This window comes from Streptomyces sp. CNQ329 (genome assembly GCF_000482585.1).
On sequence record NZ_KI519460.1, the window covers coordinates 83,337 to 107,635 of the forward strand.

At 72.8% G+C, this 24,299-nt stretch carries 31 protein-coding genes; 26 read left to right on the forward strand and 5 right to left on the reverse strand.

Going from position 1 to position 24,299, the window contains the following annotated elements; genetic code table 11:
- The first annotated feature begins 135 nt into the window (after positions 1-135).
- The 11 genes from I003_RS0129885 (at position 136) to I003_RS0129935 (ending at position 6,685) form a co-directional block, all read left to right on the forward strand.
- Positions 136-1,062 (forward strand): NADP-dependent oxidoreductase, encoded by a 927-nt coding sequence (locus tag I003_RS0129885; RefSeq protein ID WP_027774778.1) that lies wholly within the window; start codon positions 136-138, stop codon positions 1,060-1,062.
- Positions 1,063-1,244: 182 nt separating this feature from the next.
- Positions 1,245-1,604, forward strand: coding sequence for a gas vesicle protein GvpO (gvpO, locus tag I003_RS33980; protein ID WP_051368651.1), 360 nt, complete (start codon positions 1,245-1,247; stop codon positions 1,602-1,604).
- 14 nt (positions 1,605-1,618) lie between these two features.
- Entirely contained in the window at positions 1,619-2,122 is a 504-nt protein-coding gene (gene gvpJ, locus I003_RS0129895; protein ID WP_027774779.1) for a gas vesicle protein GvpJ, read from the forward strand.
- A gap of 3 nt (positions 2,123-2,125) precedes the next feature.
- Positions 2,126-2,899, forward strand: a complete 774-nt coding sequence (locus tag I003_RS0129900) for a GvpL/GvpF family gas vesicle protein (RefSeq protein WP_027774780.1) — start codon at positions 2,126-2,128, stop codon at positions 2,897-2,899.
- A 1-nt stretch (position 2,900) separates the two neighbouring features.
- Positions 2,901-3,206 carry a gas vesicle protein GvpG gene (locus I003_RS33985; protein ID WP_051368653.1) on the forward strand — a complete coding sequence of 102 codons (306 nt, stop codon included), beginning with the start codon at positions 2,901-2,903 and terminating at the stop codon, positions 3,204-3,206.
- A complete protein-coding gene (locus tag I003_RS0129910; protein WP_486584473.1) occupies positions 3,203-3,832 on the forward strand; it encodes a hypothetical protein in 630 nt (209 codons plus the stop codon). Before I003_RS33985 ends, I003_RS0129910 begins: the two co-directional genes overlap by 4 nt.
- Positions 3,833-3,837: 5 nt before the next feature.
- Positions 3,838-4,923 carry an SRPBCC family protein gene (locus I003_RS0129915; protein WP_027774782.1) on the forward strand — a complete coding sequence of 362 codons (1,086 nt, stop codon included), beginning with the start codon at positions 3,838-3,840 and terminating at the stop codon, positions 4,921-4,923.
- Positions 4,920-5,300: a gas vesicle protein gene (locus I003_RS0129920; protein WP_027774783.1), complete on the forward strand. Its 381-nt coding sequence runs from the start codon at positions 4,920-4,922 to the stop codon at positions 5,298-5,300. Before I003_RS0129915 ends, I003_RS0129920 begins: the two co-directional genes overlap by 4 nt.
- The gene (locus tag I003_RS0129925) at positions 5,300-6,154 is read left to right on the forward strand and encodes a GvpL/GvpF family gas vesicle protein (RefSeq protein ID WP_027774784.1); all 855 of its coding nucleotides are present in this window, start codon (positions 5,300-5,302) and stop codon (positions 6,152-6,154) included. Before I003_RS0129920 ends, I003_RS0129925 begins: the two co-directional genes overlap by 1 nt.
- Complete coding sequence (locus I003_RS0129930; RefSeq protein ID WP_027774785.1) at positions 6,141-6,380, forward strand: gas vesicle protein; 240 nt, start codon at positions 6,141-6,143, stop codon at positions 6,378-6,380. The genes I003_RS0129925 and I003_RS0129930 overlap by 14 nt, the downstream gene beginning before the upstream one ends.
- On the forward strand, positions 6,377-6,685 hold the full coding sequence (locus I003_RS0129935) for a gas vesicle protein K (RefSeq protein ID WP_037722272.1): 309 nt from the start codon (positions 6,377-6,379) through the stop codon (positions 6,683-6,685). The genes I003_RS0129930 and I003_RS0129935 overlap by 4 nt, the downstream gene beginning before the upstream one ends.
- A gap of 189 nt (positions 6,686-6,874) precedes the next feature.
- On the opposite strand, the gene I003_RS0129940 is transcribed toward I003_RS0129935, so the two are convergent.
- Together I003_RS0129940 and I003_RS0129945 are read right to left on the reverse strand one after the other, a co-directional pair.
- Positions 6,875-7,300, reverse strand: a complete 426-nt coding sequence (locus I003_RS0129940) for a CBS domain-containing protein (protein ID WP_027774787.1) — start codon at positions 7,298-7,300, stop codon at positions 6,875-6,877.
- A 96-nt stretch (positions 7,301-7,396) separates the two neighbouring features.
- Positions 7,397-8,881 (reverse strand): Orn/Lys/Arg family decarboxylase, encoded by a 1,485-nt coding sequence (locus I003_RS0129945; RefSeq protein WP_027774788.1) that lies wholly within the window; start codon positions 8,879-8,881, stop codon positions 7,397-7,399.
- Positions 8,882-9,064: 183 nt separating this feature from the next.
- Between I003_RS0129945 and gvpO (I003_RS0129950) the strand changes: the two genes are divergently transcribed.
- From gvpO (I003_RS0129950) to I003_RS0130015, 14 genes are all read left to right on the forward strand, one after another.
- Positions 9,065-9,379 (forward strand): gas vesicle protein GvpO, encoded by a 315-nt coding sequence (gvpO, locus tag I003_RS0129950; protein ID WP_027774789.1) that lies wholly within the window; start codon positions 9,065-9,067, stop codon positions 9,377-9,379.
- 49 nt (positions 9,380-9,428) lie between these two features.
- Positions 9,429-9,884 (forward strand): gas vesicle structural protein GvpA, encoded by a 456-nt coding sequence (locus I003_RS0129955; protein ID WP_027774790.1) that lies wholly within the window; start codon positions 9,429-9,431, stop codon positions 9,882-9,884.
- Positions 9,881-10,657, forward strand: a complete 777-nt coding sequence (locus I003_RS0129960) for a GvpL/GvpF family gas vesicle protein (RefSeq protein WP_027774791.1) — start codon at positions 9,881-9,883, stop codon at positions 10,655-10,657. Before I003_RS0129955 ends, I003_RS0129960 begins: the two co-directional genes overlap by 4 nt.
- A gap of 2 nt (positions 10,658-10,659) precedes the next feature.
- On the forward strand, positions 10,660-10,923 hold the full coding sequence (locus tag I003_RS0129965) for a gas vesicle protein GvpG (protein WP_027774792.1): 264 nt from the start codon (positions 10,660-10,662) through the stop codon (positions 10,921-10,923).
- Positions 10,920-11,531 (forward strand): hypothetical protein, encoded by a 612-nt coding sequence (locus I003_RS0129970; RefSeq protein WP_027774793.1) that lies wholly within the window; start codon positions 10,920-10,922, stop codon positions 11,529-11,531. The genes I003_RS0129965 and I003_RS0129970 overlap by 4 nt, the downstream gene beginning before the upstream one ends.
- Complete coding sequence (locus tag I003_RS0129975; protein WP_027774794.1) at positions 11,524-12,528, forward strand: SRPBCC family protein; 1,005 nt, start codon at positions 11,524-11,526, stop codon at positions 12,526-12,528. The genes I003_RS0129970 and I003_RS0129975 overlap by 8 nt, the downstream gene beginning before the upstream one ends.
- A complete protein-coding gene (locus I003_RS0129980; RefSeq protein WP_027774795.1) occupies positions 12,525-12,878 on the forward strand; it encodes a gas vesicle protein in 354 nt (117 codons plus the stop codon). Before I003_RS0129975 ends, I003_RS0129980 begins: the two co-directional genes overlap by 4 nt.
- Entirely contained in the window at positions 12,875-13,639 is a 765-nt protein-coding gene (locus tag I003_RS0129985) for a GvpL/GvpF family gas vesicle protein (protein ID WP_027774796.1), read from the forward strand. Before I003_RS0129980 ends, I003_RS0129985 begins: the two co-directional genes overlap by 4 nt.
- On the forward strand, positions 13,636-13,905 hold the full coding sequence (locus I003_RS0129990; protein WP_078564582.1) for a gas vesicle protein: 270 nt from the start codon (positions 13,636-13,638) through the stop codon (positions 13,903-13,905). The genes I003_RS0129985 and I003_RS0129990 overlap by 4 nt, the downstream gene beginning before the upstream one ends.
- Positions 13,902-14,192: a gas vesicle protein K gene (locus tag I003_RS0129995; protein ID WP_027774798.1), complete on the forward strand. Its 291-nt coding sequence runs from the start codon at positions 13,902-13,904 to the stop codon at positions 14,190-14,192. The genes I003_RS0129990 and I003_RS0129995 overlap by 4 nt, the downstream gene beginning before the upstream one ends.
- Positions 14,193-14,482: 290 nt before the next feature.
- Complete coding sequence (locus I003_RS0130000; RefSeq protein ID WP_027774799.1) at positions 14,483-14,986, forward strand: SRPBCC family protein; 504 nt, start codon at positions 14,483-14,485, stop codon at positions 14,984-14,986.
- Complete coding sequence (locus tag I003_RS0130005) at positions 14,979-16,628, forward strand: phytoene desaturase family protein (RefSeq protein ID WP_027774800.1); 1,650 nt, start codon at positions 14,979-14,981, stop codon at positions 16,626-16,628. Before I003_RS0130000 ends, I003_RS0130005 begins: the two co-directional genes overlap by 8 nt.
- Positions 16,629-16,638: 10 nt before the next feature.
- Positions 16,639-17,535, forward strand: coding sequence for a short-chain dehydrogenase/reductase (locus I003_RS0130010; protein ID WP_051368655.1), 897 nt, complete (start codon positions 16,639-16,641; stop codon positions 17,533-17,535).
- Positions 17,536-17,688: 153 nt separating this feature from the next.
- Entirely contained in the window at positions 17,689-18,042 is a 354-nt protein-coding gene (locus I003_RS0130015; protein WP_027774802.1) for an ANTAR domain-containing protein, read from the forward strand.
- Positions 18,043-18,105: 63 nt separating this feature from the next.
- On the opposite strand, the gene I003_RS0130020 is transcribed toward I003_RS0130015, so the two are convergent.
- Positions 18,106-19,926 (reverse strand): thiamine pyrophosphate-requiring protein, encoded by a 1,821-nt coding sequence (locus I003_RS0130020; protein ID WP_027774803.1) that lies wholly within the window; start codon positions 19,924-19,926, stop codon positions 18,106-18,108.
- A 165-nt stretch (positions 19,927-20,091) separates the two neighbouring features.
- The gene (locus I003_RS0130025) at positions 20,092-20,415 is read right to left on the reverse strand and encodes a hypothetical protein (RefSeq protein WP_027774804.1); all 324 of its coding nucleotides are present in this window, start codon (positions 20,413-20,415) and stop codon (positions 20,092-20,094) included.
- A gap of 218 nt (positions 20,416-20,633) precedes the next feature.
- On the opposite strand from I003_RS0130025, the gene I003_RS0130030 reads away from it, so the two are divergent.
- On the forward strand, positions 20,634-21,815 hold the full coding sequence (locus tag I003_RS0130030) for a zinc-dependent alcohol dehydrogenase (protein WP_027774805.1): 1,182 nt from the start codon (positions 20,634-20,636) through the stop codon (positions 21,813-21,815).
- Positions 21,816-21,832: 17 nt separating this feature from the next.
- Here the strand turns inward: I003_RS0130030 and I003_RS0130035 are convergent, their stop codons facing one another.
- Positions 21,833-24,157, reverse strand: coding sequence for a beta-L-arabinofuranosidase domain-containing protein (locus I003_RS0130035; RefSeq protein ID WP_027774806.1), 2,325 nt, complete (start codon positions 24,155-24,157; stop codon positions 21,833-21,835).
- Between the last annotated feature and the right edge of the window lie 142 nt (positions 24,158-24,299).

Below are 24,299 nucleotides of genomic sequence, written 5' to 3' on the forward strand. Positions count from 1 at the left end.
GGCTCGTTCGGCCGATCGGGTGAACGGACAGCGGGCGGTGGCCGCCGGGTGGTGCACTCCGGCGCCGTCGGCTCATAGTGGCCATATGCGGACATGTGTACGCATAACGACCGTCGCTGACCGAGGGAGTCCGACATGCCCCGAGCGGTGAGGTTCGATGACTACGGTGATGTGGACGTCCTGCGGGTCGTGGACGTCGAGCGCCCGGTCCCCGGCCCGGACGAGGTACTGGTCCGGGTGCGGGCCGCCGGAATCAACCCGGGGGAAAGCGCGATCCGGGAGGGCCTGCTGGACGCGCTGTGGCCGGCGACTTTCCCCTCCGGTCAGGGCAGTGACCTGGCCGGTGTGGTCGAGGAACGCGGCGAGCAGGTACGGAACGTCGCAGTGGGGGACGAGGTCATCGGGTACTCCGACGACCGCGCCAGCCACGCCCAGTACGTCGCGGTACCGGCCGCCAACATCACGCTCCGGCCCCCGGGCGTCCCGTGGGAGGCCGCCGGAGCCCTCCCCGTCGCCGGCACCACCGCCTACGCCGCGGTGCGGGCGGTGGGTGCCGCTCCGGGCGACACCGTCGTGGTCGCCGGCGCGTCCGGCGGTGTGGGCACGCTCGCCGCGCAACTGGCCCGCGACGCCGGCGCCTCGGTGATCGGCCTGGCCGGCCCGCACCACCACGACTGGCTGGCCGCGCACGGCATCACCCCGGTCGCATACGGCGAGGGCGCCGCCGAGCGCGTCCGCCAGGCCGCGCCGAACGGAGCCCCGAACGCGTTCATCGACACGTTCGGCGCCGACTACGTCCGGATGGCCGTCGAGGACCTGGGCATCCGGCCCGAGCGGGTGGATACCATCATCAACTACCCCGACGCCCAGCGCTACGGCACCCGGACCGACGCCAACGCCCAGGGGGCCAGTGCCGACGTGCTGGCGGAGCTGGGCGGCCGGATCGCCGACGGCGACCTCGACCTGCCCATCGCCCGTACCTACCCTCTGGAGCAGGTGCGTGATGCCTACCGGGAACTCGAACGCCGCCACACCCTCGGCAAGATCGTGCTGGTGCCCTGACCGCGCGACCGCCTGAGCCTTTCCCCGCTTCCTTCGGGCTCCGCAGCGTGCCCGGCCCGGTTCGGTTGCGGGCCGGGCACGCTGTCGCTCCGTGGTCCCACCGGCGCCTACCCGGCCGCTCTCCGTTCCCGGATGGACCATCGCCACGTGCGGGAACGACACCACCGCACGAGACTGAGCATGTGTCCGAGCAAAGTGATCGGCGGGCCCGTCCCGCCACGAAGTCCCCCTCGAAGCGATCCTCCGCATCCGAGACCGCCGACGCGGTCGAGGGGCCCGAGGACGCCGCCCGTCGTGCGCGCCGCAGTCTGGCGCGCCTCATCGGCCACCGGACCGAGGGCGTGTCGGCCGTGCGCCGCGCAGAAAAGGGCTGGCGGGTGAACGTGGACGTGCTCGAGGTACCGCGGATCCCGGATACCACCAGTCTGCTGGCGACCTACTCGGTGGAACTCGACAGCGGGGGCCGCCTCGTCGAGTACGAGCGAATCAGGCGCTACCGGCGCGGCGGCGGGACGACCGACGGCATCTACGTCGCCCCCTGAAAGAGGAAGAGCCTATGCCGACGACCACCACCACGTACGCCGAGGCCGCGGTCTGCGTCCCGCGCGCCGGAACCCTCTACGACGTCCTCGAGCTGATCCTCGACCGCGGCATGGTCATCGACATCTTTGTCCGGGTGTCGCTCGTGGGCATCGAGATTCTCAAGATCGACGCTCGCATCGTGGTCGCCAGCGTCGACACCTACCTCCGCTTCGCCGAGATCTGCAACCGCCTCGATCTCAACGACGACCCCTCCACCAGGAGTCTCCCCGACCTCTTCTCCGGCATGTCCACCGGCGGTGCTGTCGCGGGCGGCGCCAAGAAGACGGTCAAGGCCATCGGCAGCCAGGTCAAGGAGGCGATCGGCGTGGACGACGACGAGGACGAGGACGGGGAGGACGAGGAGGAGAGGGAGGAGGCCCCGCCGCGCAAGCGCGGATCGGGCACCCGCTCCAAGTCGGCCAGGAAGACCGCCTCGACATCCTCCGGCCGTTCGAGCCGGCGCTCCAGGGCGGCGTGAGCGGTGGCGCCCTCTCCGCTCTACGTGTACGCCGTCGTCGAGGCCGGTCTGGTACTGCCACCCGGCCTCCGCGGCGTGGGCAGGCCGCCGGCCCCGGTCCGGCTGCTGCCCGCGGGCGAGCTGGCGGCGGTCGTCAGCGATGTGCCCCCCGATCTGCGGGCGCGCAGGCGCGATCTGACCGGCCACCAGGATCTGCTGCTGTCCCTGTGCGCGGTGGCCCCCGTGCTGCCGATGCGGTTCGGGACGGTCACCGACGGCGCGGAGAGCGTGCGACGTGCCCTCGACGCGGAGGCTTCGGCGCACCTCGCGACCCTGCGGCGGCTGGAGCGCCGCACCGAGATGAACCTCAAGGCGATGCCGGCACAGGGTGGCGTGCAAGCCCTCGTCCGGGACGACGCCGCGGTGCGGCGGCTGGCCGCGGACGTGCGCGGCCGGCCGTCCTACGAGGGCAACGTACGACTCGGCTCGGCGATCGCCGAGGGTCTCCGCCGGCGCGCCGCTGAGGCCGCCGGCCGCGTCGCGCAGGAACTGGCGGACCTCGCCGACGAGTGTGTCCAGGGCGCCGAAGTCCCCGGGTGCGTGCTCAACACCTCCTTTCTCGTGCCGCGCGCGCACGCGGAACGGTGCAGAGAGCTGGTCGACCGGAGGGCGGCCGAGCTGGGGGACCGGGTGGAGCTGAGGCTGACGGGCCCGCTGCCCTGCTACAGCTTCGTCCCCCGGGAGGGGAGCCGTGCCGCCGCCGGTGCCGCCCCGGGCCGTACGGCGGTGAGGGGCTGACATGGGTCTGCTGAGCGGAATGCTGCTTCTGCCGCTGGCACCGGTGCGGGGCGTGGAGTGGGTGGCGAACCGGCTGCTCGACGTCGCGGACCGCGAACTGTACGACCCGGACACGCTGCGGGCTCAGCTTGCCGAGCTGAACCGGGCGTACGAGGCGGGGGAGCTCGGCGAGGAGGAGTTCGAACGCGAGGAGGAGCGCCTCCTCGACCTGCTGGAGCAGTCCGGCACCACCCTCCCGGTGACGCCCGGCATTCCCGGAAATCCCGGCGATTCCGACAACCCTCCGAGTTCAGGAAGTGGGTCATGACGGACAGTTGCAAGAAGACCATGCTCGCCGGAGTCGCCGGAGGCTACCTCCTCGGCAGGACGAAGAAGGCCAAAGCCGCACTCACCCTCGCCGCCATCGTCGCGGGGGGCCGCCTCACGCCCCGGGACCTGCTGCAGAAGGGGGCCGGGAAGATCACCGAGAAATCCCCGGTCGACGGGCTGTCCGGCCAGGTCAAGGACCAGATGATGACGGCGGCCCGGACCGCGGTCAGCTCGCTCGTCGACCGCCGGATCACGTCCCTCACCGACTCCCTTCGCGAGCGTACGGACCGCCTGGGCGTGCTGGGGGCAGAGCGCGGCACGCCTGAAACCGAGGGCGAGGAGGGCGAGGAGGGCGAAGAGGGCGAAGAGGGCGAAGAGGGCGAGGAGGGCGAGGAGCGCGACCGGCGTGCCCCCGCCGCGAAACGGCGGCCCCCGGGCCGTAGGGAGCAGGAGCGCAAGGCCGGCTCCGCCGCGGCCGGGCCACGGAAGAAGGGCCCCTCCCGCGACGGCGGGGACGACGGCGACGGCAGCCGCGGCACCGCGAGGAGAAAGACCCAGGGCACCGAGAAGGGCGCGGGCAAGAACACCGGCAAGAAGTCGGCCGACCGGCCGCGCAGGAGGTAGCGGTCATGACACCACAGCGCAAGAGCCCCGACACAGACGACGGTCCCGCCTCCACGCCGCTGGAGCAGTTGCGCGCCGGAGTCAAGGACTACCTGGGGGCCCTCGGTAAGCACGCGGTCGGTAAGGCCACCGACAAGCTCACCGACCTCGCCGACCCCGGCAAACTCGCGCGCGGCGGCGGTCCCCTCGCCGAGACCGCCGCCCGCGCCGCCAAGGGCGAGAATCCCGTCAAGGCACTGACCGTCGAGAAGGCCAAGGAGGCCAAGGACAAGGTCACGGGCAAGGCGAAGGAAGCCCTCGGCGCTGAGGACGGCGGGAGCAAGCCGGGCGACCTCAAAGCGATCAACATCATCGAGCACGTCGACATCGGGCGGCCGCTGCGCGTGGTCTACGACCACTTCACGCAGTTCGAGGAGTTCGGCGGCTTCATGAACGGCGTCAGCAACGTCACCCGGGACGAGGAGGACGAGACCAAGTCCACCTGGAAGGTGCGCGTCTGGCCCTCCAGCCGCACCTACGACGCGACCGTCTCGGAGCAGGTTCCGGACCAGCGGATCGTGTGGTCGTCCGAGGGCTCGAAGGGGACGACCAGCGGTGCCGTGAGCTTCCACCGCCTGGACGACGAGTTGACGCGTGTCACCGTGGTCGTCGAGTACTACCCGTCCGGGTTCGTCGAGAAGACCGGCAACATCTGGCGCGCCCAGGGCCGGCGGCTCCGGCTCGACCTCAAGCACTTCCAGCGCTACGTCACGCTCCAGTCGGAGGACGCGGAGGGCTGGCGCGGTGAGATCCGCGACGGGGAGGTCGTCCGCAGCCACGAGGAGGCTTTGGAGGAGGAGGAAAGAGAGCAGGACGAGGGGGAGGACGACGAGGAGTCGTACGAGGACGAGGACGAGGACGAGGAAGACGAGGAAGAAGACGAGGGCGACGAGGACGAGGACGAGGACTACGAAGACGAGGAGGACGAGGAGGACGAGGAGGACGAAGAGGATGAGGAAGAGGATGAGGAAGAGGATGAGGAAGAGGAAGAGGATGAAGACGACGAGGAGGACGAGGGCCGCCAGCGGCGGCGAGGGGGCCGACGGGCGTGACGGACCGCACCGCTGATCGACCCCTCTCCCACTCTCCCTCCACCCCCTCGGGACCGGCCAACCTGGCCGACATCCTGGAGCGCGTGCTCGACAAGGGCATCGTCATCGCCGGAGACATCAAGATCGACCTGCTCGACATCGAGTTGCTGACCATCCGCCTCCGCCTGTTCGTCGCGTCCGTCGAGACGGCGAAGAAGGCCGGCATCAACTGGTGGGAGACCGACCCGGCGCTCTCCACCCGCGCCCATCGTGAGGCGGTCGAGGAGGAGAACCAGCGACTGCGCGAGCGAATCGCGGAGCTGGAGGCGGGCGCGAACGGCGCCCCACACCCGCGCGAACGGGAGGGCTGGAAGGCCGTACGGAAGGGGCACCACTGATGACCGGGACGGTACGTGCGACGGCCCCGCCGGACGCACCCGCCGCAACCGCCACGTATGTCTACGCCGTCTGCCGCGGCGGTGACGGGGCCGCCCTGGCCGCACTTCCCGGGCAGGCGCCCGGCAGGCCCGTACGGCTGCTGCGGTTCGGCGAGCTCACGGCCGTGGTGCAGGACGTGCCGGCCGCGGAGTTCGGCGAGGACGCCCTGCGCGAGCGGCTGACGGACCGTACGGAGCTGGAACGCTGCGCTCGCGCCCACCACGAGGTCATCGCCGCCGCGGCCGCCGCCGCACCGGTCCTCCCCTTCCCGCTGGCGACGATCTACCGTGGCGACGCGCGGGCCGCGACCGCGCTCCGCGCCGACCGTGACCGCTTGACCGCCGCCCTCCGCCGCATCACCGGCCGGGCGGAGTGGGGCGTGAAGGTCTATGCGCGGCCGGCCGAGCGCCCCGCCGCGACCGACGGGCACCCGCCGGAACGCGCGGACCGCGAGGACGTGCCGGCCCGCCGCCCCGGTCACGCGTATCTGGACAGGCTGCGCGGTGTACGGCATGAGCGGGAGCGACGGCAGGAGGCCGGTCTGCGGGCCGCCGAGGTGGTGGAGCGGGCCTTCGCCGATCTCGCCGTCGCCGGGCGGCGGCTGCGTCCGCATGACACCCACCTCACCCCCGGTCGCGGCGCGCATCTGTTGAACGCCGCCTATCTCGTCGCCGAGACGCGCGCCGGTGAGGTCGTCGCCACCGTACGGCGGCTGCGGCGGAGTCCGCGGTGCCGGGACGTCGAGATCGAGCTGACCGGCCCGTGGGTGCCGTACTCGTTCGTGGACGAAGGGGTGACCGATGCCGGTCGGTGAACACGTCGGCGAGATCGTCCCCTGGGAGGGGCCGGAGAGCGGCGCACCCATCGGGGTACCGCTGGTGGATCTGCTCGACCGCGTGCTCAGCACCGGCATCGTGGTCAGCGGCGACCTCGTACTGGCGATCGCGGAGGTGCCGCTGGTACGGGTCTCCCTGCACGCGCTGCTGTCGTCCGTCAACGAGCGTGTGCCCGCGCCGTGGGGAGACGGTGGTCCGCTGTGACGGTGACCTCGCACCCGCCGGCCCGCGGGCCGGCGGCCGGCCGGCTGGATCTCGACCCCGACCAGGTCGGCCGCGACCTGGTCTCCCTCGTTCTGACCGTCGTCGAACTGCTCCGCCAGCTCATGGAGCGGCAGGCGCTTCGCCGCTGCGATCAGGACGACCTCACCGACGAGCAGGTGGAACGGATCGGTACGACTCTGATGCTGCTCGACGCACGTATGGACGAGCTCTGCGCGCAGCACGGGCTGACCCGCGACGACCTGAACCTCGACCTCGGGCCGCTCGGCACCCTGCTCGAACGCTGAGCGCGCGCGGGGTCACGGTGACGGCGCGGCCGCCGCCCGGCTGTCGCGTGGCCGGCGAGCAGCCGCGGGCCCCTCCACCGCTGGAAGACCAACGCGGCATTCCCGCCGACGACCCGGAACGGGGCCGTACCCGGCGGCGACGGGTCCGGCCCCGCGGCGCTGCCGCGGCGGCGCCCGGCGCGGGGCGGGTCAGTTGTTGGGCGTCGCCATGCTGATGTCGCTCAGGGCGGACAAGGGGTCGCGTTCCACGGCCACGTCTCCCAGCGAGACGACCCCGAGGAGGCCGCCGCCGTCGTCGACGACCGGCAGCCGGCGCAGCGCGTGCTCACGCATCAACTCGACCGCGCGGTCCACCCGTTCGCCGGGCCCGACGCTGACCGGCCCCTGGCTGCACGCGTCGGCGACGGGGGTGCGGCCGGGGTCCCGGCCCGAGGCGAGGACCCGTACGACGAGGTCGCGGTCGGTGACCACCCCGCGCAGCTTGTCACCCTCGGTGACGAGGACGGCGCCGATGTCGTCGTCGCGCATCCTGCGGGCGACCTCGGGTACCGCGGTGCCCGTGCCCACCGCGACCGGGGCCGCGGTCATGATCTCGTGAACCTGCTGGTCGGTCATGGCTGTCTCCTTCGGCTACGGGCTCGACGGCCCGGTGCCGTCGAGCCGGACCGTCCCGGTACCCGGCAGCGGGCAGTCCAGACACCGTCCGCCGGGTCAGCCGGCGGGCGCGGGCCGGTCGCCGGCGAGCACCCGGACCGTCCGCAGCCGGGGGTCGGCGGCGTCCGGGACGTACATGCCGGCGCGGATCCCGCCGGCCAGATAGTCCAGTACCGCGCTGTTCAGCCGTTCCCCGGGCAGGGCGACGGGGATCCCCGGCGGGTAGGGCGTGAGCATCTCGGCCGCCACCCGGCCCGCGGCCTCGGCGAGCGGTACGTCCGCGACGGCACCGAAGTAGGCGTCGCGCGGCAGGCAGGTCTGTTCCAGGCGCAGTTCGGCCGCGGGAGGCACGGTGACGGGCGCCGGCGGGCGGAGTTCCGCGGCGTGCGCGGCGAGGTCCCGCAGCGCTTGCAGCAGGGCTGTGGTGGTCGACTCGTCGTCGGCGTGGGTGAGTTGGGTGCTGATGCGGCGGTGGTCCGCGAGGTGGGTGTTGAGCCGGTGGTGCCGGCGCAGCCAGTCGGCCGCGGCGTAGCCCGAGATGCCCAGGCCGGCCAGGTCGACGACGACGGGCAGCGGGTCCAGGTCAGCGGCGAGACCGGTGCCGACGTACTCCGGGCGGCCGTCCACGTGGAGGCCGGGAATCTCCTCGATCCGCGTGCGGACGGTCGCGGCCAGGTCCAGCGCACGGCCGAGGAGCCGGGGCCCGCGCCGGGCCATCTGCCGGCGCCAGCCGTCCAGGCCGGCGTAGATGAGGACCGACGGGCTGGTGGTGCCCAGCAGGTCGGCGCGGGACCCCAGGACCGCCGGGTCGATGAGATCGCCCCGCAGGTGGAACACCGAGCCCTGCTCCAGACCGCTGCCCATCTTGTGAATGCTCGTCACGCACACGTCCGCGCCCGCGTCCATCGCCCAGGTCGGCAGCCGGTCGGAGAAGGGGAGGTGGGCGCCCCACGCCTCGTCCACCAGCAGCGGGCGCCCGCGGCGGTGGCAGATGTCCGCCAGCGCCGCCAGGTCGGCGCACGAGCCGTACGGCGTCGGGCTGGTCACCAGGGCACCGCGGGCGTCGGGGTGCTCGGCGAAGGCCCGCTCGTACGCCGCCGGGGACGGCGGATGCGCCAGGTGCCGCTCCTCGTCGAAGCACGGCTCGACCCACACCGGCCGCAGCCCGGAGAGGATGAGCCCGGAGACCACGGACTTGTGCGCGTCCCGGCCCACCAGCAGTTCCTCGTGCGGGCCCGCCACCGCCAGCATCGCCGCCTTGACCGACAGCGAGCTGCCGCAGGTGGAGAAGAAGGTGTGCTCGGCCCGTACGGCGTCGGCCATCAGCCGCTCGGCCTCGAGCAGCACGCCGCCCGAGGCACGCCTGTCGTCCAGCCCGCTGATCGCCAGCACATCGGAGGCGAACACGGCGTCCCCCAGCACGTCGCGCACCTCGGGATCCGCGCCGCGCGCCTGCTTGTGGCCTGGCGGGGTGAAGGGGAGCAGGCTGTCGCGGTGGTAGCGGCCGAGTGCTTCGAGAACTGGCGCGCGCGAGTGGTCCATGGCTCCGTCCTATCCGGTTGATCGTCGGTGACCGTGCGTTGACGGGCCGCATCACCCGTTCGCAGGACCGTCCGCGTACCCCCGGACAGGGGAGCGACATCCGGCCGTCCGCCCCGCCTGAGCCCGAGTCCGTCGCACGGGGCGAGGTTTGACCGCCGCCCAGGGGGTCACACGGAGCGGGTCATGAGTGCGAAAAGAGACGGCAAGGACGAGACAGGTTCCGGCGACGACCGCGGTGCGGTCCGGCCGGCGGCCCTGGCGGCTGCCGTGCGCGAGGGGTTCGTCGAGCTCACGGGGATGACGCCGGAGGCCGTCAGCTCGCTGAGCCGGAACGGCGACGACGGCTGGACCCTGCATCTCGAAGTGGTGGAGGTGCCGCGCGTTCCGGACACCACAAGCCTGCTCGCCACCTATGAGGTCGGCACCGACTCCGGCGGAAGCGTCACGGGCTACCGGCGCATCCGCCGTTACGAGCGCGGCCGGCCGGATCCCGCATGACGGGCCGGCCGGACGGGAGCGGCCGACACGCGACGGAAGGACAGCGAACATGACCGTGGTACCGGCGCAGCAGACCGGCGGTGGTCGTTCCGGTTCGGGGCTCTACGACGTCCTGGAACTGGTGCTCGACCGCGGGCTGGTGATCGATGCGTTCGTGCGCGTCTCGCTGGTCGGGATCGAGCTGCTGAAGATCGACGTCCGTGTGGTCGTCGCCAGCGTCGACACCTACCTGAGGTTCGCCGAGGCCGCGAACCGGCTGGACCTGGAGGCAGGGCCGAACAAGAGCAAGGGCCTGCCGGAGATCCTCGACAGCACCGTGGAGAGCGGTGCCAGCGCCAAGACGAAGGGCGCGCTGGCCGGTGCCGCCGAGACCCTGTCGGAGTCGTTCTCCCGGGGCCGCGAGCGCGCGGATGAACGCTCGGGTGAGCGCAGCGGCGAACCGGCCGGTGAGCGTGCCAAGCCCGCCCGGCGCACCGCCGGCCGCAGGAAGGAGACGGACGGATGAGCATCTACGTGTACGGATTCGTGCCCGCGGACCAGGCGCCGCCGCCGGAGCGGGTCCCGGGCGTCGGCGAACCGCCGGGCACCGTGCGCTCCGTCCGAGAGGGCGCGCTGGCCGCGCTGGTCAGCGAGGCACCCGCTGATCTCCGCCCGCGCCGCCGTGATCTGATGGCCCATCAGGAGGTGCTGATCGCCGCAGGCGCCGCGGGGAGTGTGCTGCCGCTGCGCTTCGGCTGCCTGGCGCAGGACGAGGACTCCGTGCGGCGGGTGCTGGCCGAGCGCGCCGAGCACTTCCGCGAACGGCTCGGCGCTCTGGAGGGCCACCAGGAGTTCAACGTCAAGGCGGCCCACCGCGAGGAGGAAGTGGTGCGCCTGGTGCTGGCCGAGGAGCCGGAGCTGCACGCCCTCAACGAGGCGCGGCGCGCACGGGGCGACGGCGACTACCGGGAGCGCGTGCGGTTCGGCGAGTTGATCGCCGAGGCGGTGCGGGCACGGCAGGCCGTCGACGCCCGGCGGATCGAGCGGGCGCTGGAGCCGTACGCCGACGGGGCGAGCCCCGGGCCCGGCAGCGACGCGTGGCTGGCGAACATCTCGTTTCTCGTCCCCGACGACAAGGTCGGCGGCTTCAACGAGGCGCTGGACCGGCTGGACGTGACCGAGGCACACCTCGACGTGCGCGCGTACGGGCCGCTGCCGCCGTACAGCTTCGCAGCCGCCGAGCCGGTGCCGGCGGGGCGGCATGCCGGACGGGGCGCGGCCCTTACCGGCCGGGAGTGACCGTGGGCCTGCTGAGCGAACTGCTGAAGCTGCCCGCGGCCCCGGTACGCGGCCCGCTGTGGGTGCTGCGCCAGGTGTCCGCCGAGGCGGAACGCCGGTACTACGACCCCGGCGAGATCCAGCGGGAACTGGCCGCGCTGGAGGCCCGGCTGGACGCCGGGGACATCGACCAGGAGGAATTCGGCCGGAGGGAGGACGAGCTGCTCGACAGGCTGGAGCAGTCGCCCGTCCGGTACCTCGACGAGACAGGACGGACAGAGCTATGACGAATCGGCTTCCGCTGGCGCTGGGAGTGTGCGCCGGCTACGTGTTGGGACGTACCAGAAAGGCCAAACTCGCGCTGACGCTCGCCGGCGCCGCCGCGGGCAGGAAACTGCCGCTCGGCCCGCAGGCGGCGGGCTCCCGGCTCACCGCGCGGCTGACCGACAACCCGCAGGTGAAGCAGGTGCGCGACCAGTTGCGCAAGGACCTCGGCGGCGTCGGCAAGGCGGCGACGGGGGCCCTGCTGGAGCGCCGGGTCGGCGGCCTCGCCGACCGGCTCGAAGAGCGTGCCCGCGGTCTGCAGGACCGGGTGACCGGCGGTCGGGACGAGCGCGACGACGACGCCGGCGGGGCCGACGCGTACGACGCGCGTGACGAGCAGGACGAGGACGGCGAACGCCCGGAACGGAGCGTGGACGACACCGAAGGGCGCGGTACGGCGCCGTCGAAGAAGAAGGCGGCCGGGAAACAGGCGCCGCGCAGGAAGGCCGCGCCGGCGGCGAAGCCGGCGAAGAAGGCCGCTTCGGGCGCGCGGCGGACGGCTTCGTCCGCCGGGAAGAAGGCGGGCAGCGCCACGTCCGCGGGCACGAGAGGAGGCGGTCGCCGTGACTGACGCGAAGACCCCGTCCCTGGTGAAGACGGTGGCCGGCAGTCCGCAGACCGAACGCCTGGTCTCCGCCCTCCAGTCCTACGCCACCGCGCAGTTGCAGCACGCCGCCCTGAACGCCGGCCGCAGACTGGGCGAGACCACCTCGCGGCTGAACGACGCCGCCGAGGGCCGCGGCCCCGGCCTCGGCGACGTGCTCCCGAGCGGCGGCTCGCTGGGCAAGAAGGCGCTGAAGGCGGGCGCGGGCAAGATCAAGGACGGTGTGCTCGGCAAGCTCGGCGCGCTCACCGGGGGCGGCAAGCGGTCCGCGAAGGGCGGCAGCCGCCCGACCACGATCGTCGAGCAGATCGACGTGGGCGTCCCGGTACGCGAGGCGTACGACCAGTGGACGCAGTACGAGGAGTTCAGCCGCTTCGCCAAGGGCGTGAAGAGCGCCTCGGCCACCGGCGACACCGGCTCGGAATGGCAGGCGAAGATCTTCGTCTCCAGCCGGAGCTGGAAGAGCACCACCACCGAGCAGATCCCCGACGAGCGCATCGTCTGGAGTTCGGAAGGCGCGAAGGGCACCACGAAGGGCGTCGTCTCCTTCCACGAGCTGGCTCCCGCGCTCACCCGCGTGCTGCTGATCGTCGAGTACTACCCCAGCGGCCTGTTCGAGAAGACCGGCAACATCTGGCGCGCCCAGGGCCGCCGGGTGCGGCTCGACCTCAAGCACTTCGCCCGGCACCTGTCGATGCAGGGCGAGGCGAGCGGCGGCTGGCGCGGTGAGATCCGCGACGGCGAACTCGTGCGCAGCCACGAGGAGGCGGTCGAGGACGAGGAGGCGGCCGAGAGCGGTGCGCGGTACGCGGACGAGGGGCCGCCGGAGGACATGTACGAGGACGCGGAGGCCGACGCCGAAGCCGGGGCGGAAGACGAGGCGTACGAGGCCGAACACGACCACGAGGCCGAACACGAGGACGAGGACGCGTACGAGGACGAGTACGAGCGGGCCGGCCGATGACCACGGCGTCCCGCCTGCCCGAGCCCTACCCCGCCGGCAACGGCGCCGGCCTCGCCGACATCCTGGAGCGCGTGCTCGACAAGGGCATCGTCATCGCCGGGGACATCAAGATCGACCTGCTCGACATCGAGCTGCTCACGGTCAGGCTCCGGCTCGTCGTGGCTTCGGTCGACAAGGCCAAGGAGATGGGCATCGACTGGTGGGAGGAAGACCCCGCGCTCAACTCCCGCGCCCGCCGCCGCGAGGACGGCCGGCACACGGAGGAGCTGCAGGCCCGCAACGAGCGGCTGGAAACGCGCATCGCCGCCCTCGAAGCGGCCGCCGGCGGCCGGGAGGAGGCGGGCACATGACACGGCTCGCCTACCTGTACGCCGTCACGGGCCGCGGCATCCGGGTGCCTTCGCCGCTGCCGGGCGTCGCCGGGGAACCGGTGCGCCTGAGGGAGCACGGCGAGCTGGCGGGTGTGTGGAGTCCCGTGCCGGCCGCGGACTTCGACGAGGAGCCGCTGCGCGCCCACCTGGAGGACATCGGCTGGCTGGAGCGCACCGCGCGCGCCCACCAGCGAGTCGTCGACGCCGTCTCGGCCCGGGGAGCGGTGCTGCCGCTGCGGATGGCCGTGGTCTACCGCGGCGAGGACGGCGTACGGCGCCTGCTCGCCGACGACCACGACCGCCTCCACGCCGCCCTGCGCCGGCTGGCCGGGCTCACCGAGTGGGGCGTGAAGGTCTATCTGGAAGAGCCCGCGACGGTGGCCCGGCCCGCCGCCCGGCAGCAGCCTTCACCCCGCCCGTCCGGCCGCGACTACCTGCGCCGCCGCATACACAGCCGGGAACGCGAGGAGCAGGACTTCGTACGCGCCGCGCGCCTGTGCCGGCTGCTGCACGCGCAGCTCTCCCGGGTCGCCGAGGAGGACCGGCCGCTGCGCCCGCAGCACGGCGGGATCGGCGGAGGGGGCGGCAGGAACGTGCTCAACGTCTCGTACCTCGTCGCCCGTGAGCGCGAGCAGGAGTTCGTCACGCGCGCACACGAGTCGTCCGTTCCGGGCGTCCGCGTCGAGGTCAACGGCCCCTGGGCGCCCTACTCCTTCGCCACCCCGGGGACGGCGCCGTGACGGCCCCCGCCCGGCCCCCGGCCCCCGCCCCGCATCCGGCCACGGGGCCCGTGGCCCCGCGGCCGACGAGCCTGGTCGACCTGCTGGACCGGCTCCTCGGCGCCGGCGTCGTCATCTCCGGCGACCTCGTCCTGGGCGTCGCCGGCGTCGACCTGGTCCGTATCCGGCTGCACGCACTTCTCGTCTCCGCCGGGACGGCGGCACCCGGGGCCCCGGGACCGGACGACGGCCTGCCCCTGGCCGCGTACCGCGAGGAGGCGCCGTGACGGACCGCCGGCTCGACCTCGACCCGGAGACCGCGCAGCACGACCTCGCCGCCCTCGTGCTGACGGTCGTGGAGCTGCTGCGCCAGCTCATGGAGCGGCAGGCCCTGCGACGCTTCGAGGCCGGCGGCCTCAGCGCCGAGCAGGAGGAAAGCCTCGGGACGACCCTGCTGCGCCTGGACGAGGCGATGGACGAACTGTGCGCACGCCACGGCATCTCACGGGCCGACCTCGGTCTCGACCTCGGCCCGCTGGGCGGCCTCATCGACGAGGTCGGCGATCCGCGCTGACGCCGCGCACGCCCACGCCGGCGCGGCGGGCCGGGGCGGGAGGTGGCCCGGCGCGGTCCCACGGTCACCGAGCGTTCCTCCGCAGAGCTGCCCGGAGGGAGCCGGTCACCCCCTGCCGGGCGTGTCGTCGCCGGTCGGTGACGACACGGCGGCCCCGGCGCCCGGGGCCGCCACCGGACCCGAAGCGTGCCGGGCGGGTCTCCGGGAGCGATGTTGCGTCGCGCCTCATCGGGGAACCCGGAGGTGACAGCAGGCCCGGCTCGGGCACGGCGGAGCATCGGGAGGCGGATATGGCACGGCGGCATCGATTGATCAAGGTCGATCCGGAGCGGGTGTGGAGGGTGCTCGCCGACGGCGGCCGGTACGCCGAGTGGGTGGTGGGCACGGCGTCGTCCGAGCCGGTGCGCGGACAGTGGCCGGAGGTCGCTTCGGCGATCGGGTACGAGATCCGCCTGGGGCCGCTCCGTTTCACCAACGAGACCGTCGTCCGCCGCGCGGTCGAGGGCTCCGTGCTGGAGCTGGAGGCGCACGCGGGCGCGCTGGGCACGGCCCGCATCGCCCTGGAGGTGCATCGATGGGGCTCGTACACGCTGGTCACGGTGGACGAGCACCCGCTGCGCGGTGCGGCCGGCACGCTGCACAACGCGGCAGCCGAGGCGCTGATCCAGCTTCGCCACCGCGCGATGCTCGCCCGCCTGGCCCACATCTGCGAGGCGGAAGCCGAGTCCGCCGCCCCGGTCGCGGCGGGCTCCGGGTCCTCGCGGGCGAACGGGCGGCCGGGGACCCGTGGCTGACGCGGTGGTGGTCGGGGCCGGCCCCAACGGGCTGGTGGCGGCCAACCTGCTGGCGGATGCCGGCTGGAGCGTGACGGTGCTGGAGGAGCAGTCCGTACCCGGCGGTGCGGTGCGCCACGACCGGGGGGTGCACCCGGACTTCGTCCACGACGTGTTCAGTTCCTTCTACCCGCTGGCCGCCGCGTCCCCGATCCTGCGCGGGCTCGGGCTGGAGGAGTACGGGCTGCGCTGGAGCCACGCGCCCGGCGTGGTGGCCCACCCCCTCACCGACGGCCGGTGCGCCGTGCTCGACCGCAGGCCCGAGGCCACCGCCGCGTCACTCGACGCGTTCGCCCCCGGGGACGGTGCGGCGTGGCGGCGTCTGTACGACCTGTGGGAGGACCTCCGCCCGGACATTCTGGCAGCGCTGTTCACCCCCTTCCCGCCCGTCCGGGCGACGGCGCGGCTGGCCCGCCGGCTCGGTGCGGCGGGCGCGCTGCGCCTGTCCCGCAGGCTGGTGCTGCCCGTGCGGCGGTTCGGCGAGGAGGAGTTCGGCGGCGAGGGCGGGCGGATCCTGCTGGCGGGCAACGCGCTGCACGCCGATCTGCCGCCCGAGGCCGCGGGCAGCGGCGGGTTCGGCTGGCTGATGACGATGCTCGGGCAGTCGTACGGCTTCCCCGTCCCGGTCGGCGGGTCCGGTGAGCTTACCCGCGCCCTGGTCGCCCGGCTTGAGCGGCGCGGCGGCACGGTGCGCTGCGGACGGCGCGTGACGGAGGTCGTGGTACGCGGCGGCAGGGCGGTCGGGGTGCGTACCGCGGACGGCGAACCCGCGTCGGCCTCCCGCGCGGTGCTCGCCGACGTCTCGGTGCCCGCGCTGTACGGAGAGCTGGTCGCCGCGGAGCACCTGCCCCGGCAGCTCCTGGCGGACGTACGCCGTTTCCAGTGGGACTTCGCCACCTTCAAGGTGGACTGGGCCCTCGACGGGCCGGTGCCCTGGCAGTGCGCCGGGGCGGTGGGCGCGGGCACCGTGCACCTGGCCGACGGCGTGGACGAACTCACCCGGTTCGCCGCCCAGCTCGCCATGGGCCAGGTGCCCGACCGGCCCTTCCTGCTCTTCGGCCAGATGACGGCCTCCGATGCCACCCGTTCCCCCGCCGGGACCGAGTCCGCCTGGGCCTACACCCACCTCCCGCGGCATATCCGGTCCGACGCCGGCGAGGAGGGCGTCCGCGGCACCTGGAACCGGTGGGACCAGGAGGTCATGGCCGACCGCGTCGAGCGGCAGGTCGAGCGCTTCGCGCCGGGCTTCCGCCACCTCGTACGCGCCCGCCGGGTCCTGGCGCCGCCGACGCTGGAGTCTCTCGACCGCAACCTGAACGGCGGCGCGATCAACGGCGGCACGGCGGCCATGCACCAGCAGCTCTTCTTCCGGCCGGGCCCGGGCACCGGCCGGCCCGAGACCCCCGTGCCCGGGCTGTTCCTCGCCTCCGCCGGCGTCCACCCCGGCGGCGGCGTCCACGGCGCCCCGGGCGCCAATGCCGCGCGGGCGGCGCTGCGGCGCCGGACGCCGGCCGCGCTGACGGCAGTGCAGCGTTTCTTCGCGGGCCACGGCGGTCTGGGGAACGAAGGGTTCTCGGCGCCGCGACGGGCCCCGGGGCGATGAGGAGGCAGCGATGAGGCCGACCGCCGCAGGCAGGTCGCGCGGGCGGAGTCCGCTGGCGGGCCGTACCGTCGTGATCACCGGGGCGGCCCGGGGAGTGGGCGCGGCCCTGGCCCGGGAACTGGCCGGCCGCGGTGCCCGCATCGCCCTGCTGGGCCACGAGGGCACGGCTCTGGACGCGGTGGCGAGCACCCTGCCGACGCCGTCGCTCACCTTCGAGGTGGACGTCACGGACGCGGACGCGCTGCGGGACGCGGCGCGGGCGGTACGGGGCCGGCTGGGCCGCCCGTCGGTCGTGGTCGCCAACGCGGGCATCGCGCAGGCCGGGCTGTTCGAGACGGCGGACCTCGGAACGTGGCGCCGGGTGATCGACGTGAACCTCACCGGCAGCGCACACACCGCCGCCGCCTTCCAGTCCGATCTTGTGCTCACCCACGGCTACTACCTGCAGATCGCGTCCACCGCCGCGCTGGCCGGGATGCCCCTGATGAGTGCCTACTGCGCCGCCAAGGCAGGAGTCGAGGCGTTCGCGCACGCCCTGCGCGCCGAGACGGCGCACCGCGGGATGACGGTGGGCATCGGCTATCTCCACTGGACCGGCACCGACATGATCGATCAGCCGGACCAGGTACCCGCGCTGCGCGAGGTACGCACCCTGCTCCCGCCCCCCGGTCGCCACGTCTCCTCCGCCCACGCGGCCGCCGCCCGCCTCGCGCGGGCCGTCGAGCACCGGCGTACCGCCGTCTACGTTCCCTCCTGGACGCGGGCCGTCCAGGCCGGCCGGGTCGCGTGGCCCGCGCTGGTCGCGCGCCGGGCGCGGCTGCGTTTCAGCGGCACGGAGGGCCGGCCGGTCGGGCAGACCGGGCCCCTGGGGGCAGGCGGCGCCGCCGACGCGCCGGGTCACCGGTGATCGCTTCGCCCGTGCTCGCCGGAGATATGCGGAGCACCCGTCACCCCGGCCCCTGGGGCCATGAAAGTGCCAGGCCGGGGAAGGGGAGTCGTTATGCCATCTTCACCGACCAGTTCTCCCGACGGGCTTCCCACCCGCCGCCTCGCCGTAAAAGTGGAAAACGCAGTCGACGACGACGAGATCTCCTCCGACCTGCTCGCCCACGTATCACGACGGCTGATCGAACTGAGCGAGGAGAACGCTCAGCTCAAACAGGCCATCGAAAGCAGGCCGCTGGTCGACCAGGCACGCGGCATGCTGATCGCCCTGCTGGGGGCCGACGAGGACGAAGCCTGGCAGGTGCTGCTGGAGACCTCCCAGCACGCCAACGTCCCGCTGCGGCAGGTCGCAGAAGCGCTCATCGCCACCGCAACAGGCACGCCGGTCCCCGAAGACCTGCGCATCCCCCTGCGCGAAGCCATGAAGAGATTCCGCCGGGGCGGCCGGCGCGGCACGCCCGGCGAGTGAGCCGCGCGTCGCCGCGGTCGCGGGAACTCCCGGCGATCCCGGGGACCCCGCGACCGCGGCGCGTCACTGTTCCCGGCCGGTGCCGGGGTCCTCGCGGCGACCGCCGCCCGGGAGCATCTCCTGGACCTTGGACTTGACGCCCTGGCGGACCATCGCGGCGCGGTCGCTGTCGCCCTTGAGCACGGACACCGCGGCGGCCTCGATCTGCTCGAAGGACGCGTGCGGAGGGATGGGGGGCACGGCCGGGTCGGTACGGAAGTCCAGGACGTAGGGCCGTTCGGCGGCCAGGGCCCTCTCCCAGGCGCTCTGCACCTCATCCGGCTTCTCCACCCGTATGCCGCCCAGGCCCAGGGAGCGTGCGAAGTCCGCGTACGCGACGTCGGGCAGGGACTGCGAGGGCAGGAACTGGGGTGCGCCGTTCATGGCGCGCATCTCCCAGGTGACCTGGTTGAGATCCTGGTTGTTGAACACCGCCACGATCAGCCGCGGGTCTTCCCAGTCCTGCCAGTACTTCTGGATCGTGATCAGCTCGGTGAGGCCGTTCATCTGCATCGCACCGTCGCCGACCAGGGCGATCGCGGGGCGCCCGCCGAGGGCGAACTTCGCCCCGATCGCGTAGGGGACGCCGGGGCCCATGGTGGCCAGGGTGCCGGACAACGACCCCCGCATGCCGTCGCGCAGCCGCAGGTGGCGGGCGTACCAGTTGGCGGCCGAGCCGGAGTCGGCGGTGAGGATGACGTTCTCCGGCAGCAGGCCGTTCAGGCTGTGCACCACGTACTCGGGGTTGATCGGGTCGGCCTCGACCGCGGCACGCCGCTCCATGACCTCCCACCAGCGCGCGTTCTTCTGCTCGATCGTCCTGCGCCAGTCGCCGTCCTGCTCCTGCCGCAGCATCGGCAGGAGCCGCTGCAGCGTCGCGCGGGCGTCGCCGACGAGGTTGACCTCGAACGGATAGCGCAGCCCGACCATGTGCGGGTCGACGTCGATCTGCACCGCGCGCGCCTGGTCGTACTCGGGGAGGAACTGGCTGTAGGGGAAGCTGGAGCCGATGACCAGCAGCGTGTCGCAGTCCCGCATCAGCTCGTACGAGGGCCGTGTGCCCAGCAGGCCGATCGCGCCGGTGACGTAGGGAAGATCGTCATCAAGCACGTCCTTGCCGAGAAGCGCCTTGGCCACGCCGGCCCCCAGCCGGTCGGCGACCTCCATGACCTCCCGCCGGGCGCTGCGCGCCCCCTGGCCGACGAGGACGGCGACCTTCTCGCCCGCGTTCAGCAACTCCGCGGCGCGCGCGAGGTCCGCATCGGCCGGGACGGGGGCGTAGTTCGCCATGTCCAGGCTGGAGGGCACCATCTTGAACGCGTGCTCGGGAGCGGAGTAGTCGAGTTCCTGTACGTCGGCGGGGATGATGAGGGCGGTCACGGTGCGGCGGGCGATGGCGGTGCGCATGGCGCGGTCGAGCACGTTGGGCAGTTGCTCCGGGACGGTGACCATCTCGCAGAAGTCCGAGGCGACGTCCTTGTAGAGGCTGAGGAGATCGACCTCCTGCTGGTAGGACCCGCCCATGGCACTGCGGTTCGTCTGGCCGACGAGGGCGACGACGGGCACGTGGTCGAGTTTGGCGTCGTAAAGGCCGTTGAGGAGGTGAATCGCACCGGGGCCCGAGGTGGCCGCGCACACGCCGACCCGGCCGGAGAACTTGGCGTAGCCGACGGCCTGGAAAGCGGACATCTCCTCGTGCCGGGCCTGGACGAACCGGGGATCGTTGTCGGCCCGGCCCCACGCGGCGAGGAGGTCGTTGATGCCGTCACCGGGATAGGAGAAGACGTGCTCGACCTTCCACGCGCGCAGGCGCTCGAGGAGGTAGTCGGAGACTTTGGTCGACATGCAGTCGCCCTTTCGGTCGTGCAGGCCCTAGCGGGAGAGAGCACCCGGCGGCGGTTCGCCGGCGGCCGGGGCGCACCGGGGCCGGGCGGCGGGCCGGAGGACTACCGGCACGAAGACGCACGCACTCGGCCGTGCGGGTGACGACCGGAGTCCCGGCCGCGGCTCTCAGCGCCCGAGCTTGCGCTTGAGCTGAGCCTTGTTCATGGACGAGCGCCCGTGGATGTTGCGGCGCCGGGCCTCGGCGTAGAGCTGGTCGTACGTGGGTCCCCCGGGGCCGGAGTGGGAGCGCAGACCGCCCCGCCTGCCGGAGGAGATGTCCCTGGTGGACGTACGGCTCGCGGTGCGCGCCTCTCCGGTGCGGGCTCGCTCCTTGTTCACCGTGCGGGCAGCGATCTCCTTCGCCCGCTTGGTGCCGGTCCCGCGCTTCTGCGCGCTCTCTTTGACGTGCTCGTACTGACGCTCCCGTTTGCGGCTGGATCCACTCGGCATGGTGCCTCCTTGCGGCTCGTACGGTCGGACCACACCATCGTGTGCCACCCCCGGGGCGACATCAAACGGGCAAGAAGCGCCCCCGTGGGCACGGAGGGGCAGAACGGCCATCGGTGGCGCAACGGCACGTGGCAGCCGTTTTCGCGGGTGCGCGGGTCACGGGCGCGGATACGGGTACTCGGGCGGGGCCCCATGTACCGACCGCGGAGGTGAGTCGAATGAAGGCTGTCGTATGGCACGGCAAGCGGGACGTGCGGGTCGAGGAGGTTCCCGATCCGTCCCTCCGGCATCCCACCGACGCGGTCGTACGGATCACCTCGACCGGACTGTGCGGCTCCGACCTGCACGTGTACGAGATCCTGTCGCCGTTCATGACCCCCGGGGACATCCTGGGGCACGAGCCGATGGGCGTGGTCGAGGAGGTCGGCGACGAGGTCACGAACCTCTCCCCGGGCGACCGGGTCGTCGTGCCCTTCCAGATCGCCTGCGGCGACTGTCCCATGTGCCGGCAGGGGCTGCAGACGCAGTGCGAGACGACCCAGGTGCGCGAGCACGGCATGGGCGCCCCGCTCTTCGGCTACACCAAGCTCTACGGCGCCGTCCCCGGAGCACAGGCCGAGTACCTGCGGGTGCCGCAGGCACACTACGGTCCCGTACGGGTGCCCGAGGGGCCGGCGGACGACCGCTACCTGTTCCTCTCCGACGTGCTGCCCACCGCGTGGCAGGCGGTGGAGTACGCGGGCATCCCCGAGGGCGGAAGCGTCGCGGTCCTCGGGCTGGGCCCGATCGGCGACATGTGCTGCCGGATCGCACTGCACCGGGGCGCCGGACAGGTCATCGGCGTCGACCTGGTCGACGAGCGGCTGCGGCGCGTCCGTGAGCGCGGCGCCGAGACGGTCGATCTGCGTGAGGAGAAGGACGTGGCGGCGGCCGTCCGTGACCGCACCCGGGGGCGCGGGCCCGACGCCGTCATCGACGCGGTCGGGGCGGAGGCGCACGGGAGCCCCGTGGGCAAGCTGATGCAGACCATCGGCGGGCTGCTGCCCGGCAAGCTGGCGGAGCAGGTGGCCGGGAAGGGCGGTGTGGACCGGATGGCCGCCCTCTACACCGCGCTCGACATGGTGCGCCGCGGCGGCACGGTCTCGGTCACCGGCGTCTACGGCGGCGCGGCCGACCCGATGCCGCTGCTGAAGATCTTCGACAAGCAGATCCAGCTTCGCTTCGGGCAGGCCAACGTCCGCCGCTGGGTACCGGACATCCTGCCGCTGCTTCAGGACGAGGACGTCCTCGGCGTCGACTCGTTCGCCACCCACCACATGCCGCTGGAGCGCACACCCGACGCGTACGACATGTTCCAGAAGAAGGCCGACGGAGCGGTGAAGGTCGTGCTCACGCCCTGATCCGCACGGGAGCCGCACTACTCGTCGTCGCGCACCACCCGCCACCTGTTGTCGGCGGTGCCGTTGTCCGCGTCCTGGACCGCGAAGGCGCCGACGGCGGTGGAGTGGCCCTCGATGCCGAGCAGCTTCCCGCTGTGCCCGTTGCGGATCTCGTAGGTGCCGTCCCCCTGGTCGGCCATCGTCCACCTGTGGTCGGCGGTGCCGTTGTCCGCCCACTGCAGGACGGCCGCGCCGTCCGCCGTGGACATGTCCTGGACGCCGAGCACCTTGCCGCTGTGGGCGTTGCGGAAGCGGACCGCGTCGCCGTCGGGGACCATCTCCCAGTCGTGGTCCGCCGTGCCCGAGTCGTGCCACTGCAGGGCGCGTCCGCCGTCGGCGGTGGACATGTCCTGGATGCCGAGGACGAGGCCGCTGGCGGCGTTGACGAGCCGGACGGTGTCCTTGCCGCTCCCGCCGCCCGTGTTCCAGTAGACGGTGTAGTTGTGGCCGTGTGCGTCGTAGAAGGGGCCCAGGTCGACGGTCGAGCCGTTGGCCGTCGCCGTGAACGCGAGCGAGTCGCCGCCCGTCCGCGTGATCGACGACGTGTCCAGCGACGGCAGTGAGGAGAGCGAGGTGTTGCCGTAGTCCCCGGACAGCACCACCGGTCCGTAGGTCACGGCGGCGACGTTTGCATCGTCGTTGGCCTCGCGCATGACGATCCGCATGGGCAGGCGGACGGTGACGGTGTCGCCGGAGGCCCAGGAACGGGTCAGCTCGGCGTAGCTGCCGGGCGTGGCGTCGATGTCCTGCACGGCGCCGTTGACGCTGACGGTCGCCCCGGTGGTCCAGGCCGGGATGCGCACGCGCATCGTCCAGGTCCCGCCGGCGTCGCCGGTGACGGTCAGGGTGGAGGTGTCGCCGACCGGATACGACGTGGTCTGGGTGACCGTGATGCCGCGCTGCGACCAGTCCAGCACCGAGGGCACGTACATGTTCACGATCAGCGTCGTGTCGCTGTGGAAGTAGACGGAGTCCGCCAGCCTGGTGTGCATCTCCAGACCCGTGCCCTGGCAGCACCAGAAGCTGTTGTAGTCGGTGCTCCAGGTGCCGCCGCCCCACGCCGGGCCCACGCCGCGTCTCCCGCCGGGGTTGAGCGGGGTGAAGTAGGTGATGTGGCCGTGGTCGTCGGCCGGGTTCTGCTGGCCGATCATCTGGTTCAGCCAGGCCCGCTCGTAGTAGTCGAAGAGCTCGGCCCGCTCCGGGTCCAGCGTGAACAGCTCCCGGGTGAGCGTGAGCATGTTGTACGTGTTGCAGCTCTCGCAGGTGTCCTCGTCGAGGTAGCCGGCGATGGCGTTCGGCGGGCGGAAGTGCTCCGCCTGGCTGTTGCCGCCGATGACGTAGGTGTGTGAGCCGACGCAGAAGTTCCAGGCGTTGACGGCGATGTCCCGGTAGCGGGTGGTGCCCGTGGCCTTGTACTCCAGGGCGGCGCCGATCCACTTGGGCACCTGGGTGTTGGCGTGCAGCCCGCTGAGCCGGTCCTGGCCCTGGGCCAGCGGGTCGAAGACCGCGGCGTGGTCGAACCGCCGGGCGACGGTGAGCCACCGCGAGTCGGCGGTCTGCAGGTGGAGGTCGGTCAGCACGGCGTTCATGCCGCCGAACTCGGTCCCCAGCATGGCCTGCATCTGTTCGCCGCTCAGCCGGCCGGTGCGCCAGTCGACCCACCCCGCGAGGTTCAGCAGCACGTCCCGGGCCTGGGTGCTGCCCAGGAGGCGCCACACGTCCAGCAGTCCGGCCAGGGTTTTGTGGATGACGTAGTACGGCACGTTGCCGTTGGACAGGGTCCGGTCCTCCAGCGCCGTGAAGTCGGACTCGGGGAAGCCGCACAGGTACCCGGTGCTGAATCCGGCGGCCCCGTTGTTGGCCTGGCATGCGGCCAGCCCGGCGACCATGTACTCCGCCTTGTCCCGGCAGGTCGTGTCCCCGGTCACCGCGTACGCGTGTGCCCAGGCGGTGAGGAAGTGCCCCTGCATGTGGGTGCGGAAGGGGAACCCCGGCGCGTCCCAGCCGCCGTTGGAGGCGGCCCCGTTGGTGGAGAGCCGGTGATTGGCCCGGAAGTTGTAGAGCAGCCGGTCGACGTCGGCGAAGCGCAGGTAGTTCAGCGTGCGGTTCTGGTTGTCGAGCCACCGGCTCGCGGTCAGCCGCACCTGCCCGAAGTCGAAGGGGTACGCGGAGACCCCGATGTCGCCCCGGGCAGCGGCTTGCGCCGCCAGGGCGGGCGGGGCGCCGAGGGCGGAGGCGGCGGAGGCGATGGTCGCGGCGCCGGCGGCTTGCAGTAACCGGCGCCTGCTGACAGAGGAGGACATGGTCCGTCCTTTCCGGGATAAGGCCCGCAGAGGCGGTCGAGTGGGTTCGATATACCGAACTGTGTTCGGAACCTCAGTCAAGGATGATTGAGGGGAGGGGGTGCGCCGTCAATACCCCCGGCCGCGGTCCCTTGTCCCCCGG

Excerpts from the sequence above, each read along its gene's own strand:
- I003_RS0129885 (WP_027774778.1), top strand. The coding sequence starts at position 136 with ATGCCCCGAGCGGTGAGGTTCGATGACTACGGTGATGTGGACGTCCTG.
- gvpJ (WP_027774779.1), top strand. The coding sequence starts at position 1,619 with ATGCCGACGACCACCACCACGTACGCCGAGGCCGCGGTCTGCGTCCCG.
- I003_RS33985 (WP_051368653.1), top strand. The coding sequence starts at position 2,901 with ATGGGTCTGCTGAGCGGAATGCTGCTTCTGCCGCTGGCACCGGTGCGG.
- I003_RS0129910 (WP_486584473.1), top strand. The coding sequence starts at position 3,203 with ATGACGGACAGTTGCAAGAAGACCATGCTCGCCGGAGTCGCCGGAGGC.
- I003_RS0129915 (WP_027774782.1), top strand. The coding sequence starts at position 3,838 with ATGACACCACAGCGCAAGAGCCCCGACACAGACGACGGTCCCGCCTCC.
- I003_RS0129925 (WP_027774784.1), top strand. The coding sequence starts at position 5,300 with ATGACCGGGACGGTACGTGCGACGGCCCCGCCGGACGCACCCGCCGCA.
- I003_RS0129930 (WP_027774785.1), top strand. The coding sequence starts at position 6,141 with ATGCCGGTCGGTGAACACGTCGGCGAGATCGTCCCCTGGGAGGGGCCG.
- I003_RS0129940 (WP_027774787.1), bottom strand. The coding sequence starts at position 7,300 with ATGACCGACCAGCAGGTTCACGAGATCATGACCGCGGCCCCGGTCGCG.
- I003_RS0129945 (WP_027774788.1), bottom strand. The coding sequence starts at position 8,881 with ATGGACCACTCGCGCGCGCCAGTTCTCGAAGCACTCGGCCGCTACCAC.
- gvpO (WP_027774789.1), top strand. The coding sequence starts at position 9,065 with ATGAGTGCGAAAAGAGACGGCAAGGACGAGACAGGTTCCGGCGACGAC.
- I003_RS0129955 (WP_027774790.1), top strand. The coding sequence starts at position 9,429 with ATGACCGTGGTACCGGCGCAGCAGACCGGCGGTGGTCGTTCCGGTTCG.
- I003_RS0129960 (WP_027774791.1), top strand. The coding sequence starts at position 9,881 with ATGAGCATCTACGTGTACGGATTCGTGCCCGCGGACCAGGCGCCGCCG.
- I003_RS0129970 (WP_027774793.1), top strand. The coding sequence starts at position 10,920 with ATGACGAATCGGCTTCCGCTGGCGCTGGGAGTGTGCGCCGGCTACGTG.
- I003_RS0129980 (WP_027774795.1), top strand. The coding sequence starts at position 12,525 with ATGACCACGGCGTCCCGCCTGCCCGAGCCCTACCCCGCCGGCAACGGC.
- I003_RS0129985 (WP_027774796.1), top strand. The coding sequence starts at position 12,875 with ATGACACGGCTCGCCTACCTGTACGCCGTCACGGGCCGCGGCATCCGG.
- I003_RS0130000 (WP_027774799.1), top strand. The coding sequence starts at position 14,483 with ATGGCACGGCGGCATCGATTGATCAAGGTCGATCCGGAGCGGGTGTGG.
- I003_RS0130010 (WP_051368655.1), top strand. The coding sequence starts at position 16,639 with ATGAGGCCGACCGCCGCAGGCAGGTCGCGCGGGCGGAGTCCGCTGGCG.
- I003_RS0130020 (WP_027774803.1), bottom strand. The coding sequence starts at position 19,926 with ATGTCGACCAAAGTCTCCGACTACCTCCTCGAGCGCCTGCGCGCGTGG.
- I003_RS0130025 (WP_027774804.1), bottom strand. The coding sequence starts at position 20,415 with ATGCCGAGTGGATCCAGCCGCAAACGGGAGCGTCAGTACGAGCACGTC.
- I003_RS0130030 (WP_027774805.1), top strand. The coding sequence starts at position 20,634 with ATGAAGGCTGTCGTATGGCACGGCAAGCGGGACGTGCGGGTCGAGGAG.
- I003_RS0130035 (WP_027774806.1), bottom strand. The coding sequence starts at position 24,157 with ATGTCCTCCTCTGTCAGCAGGCGCCGGTTACTGCAAGCCGCCGGCGCC.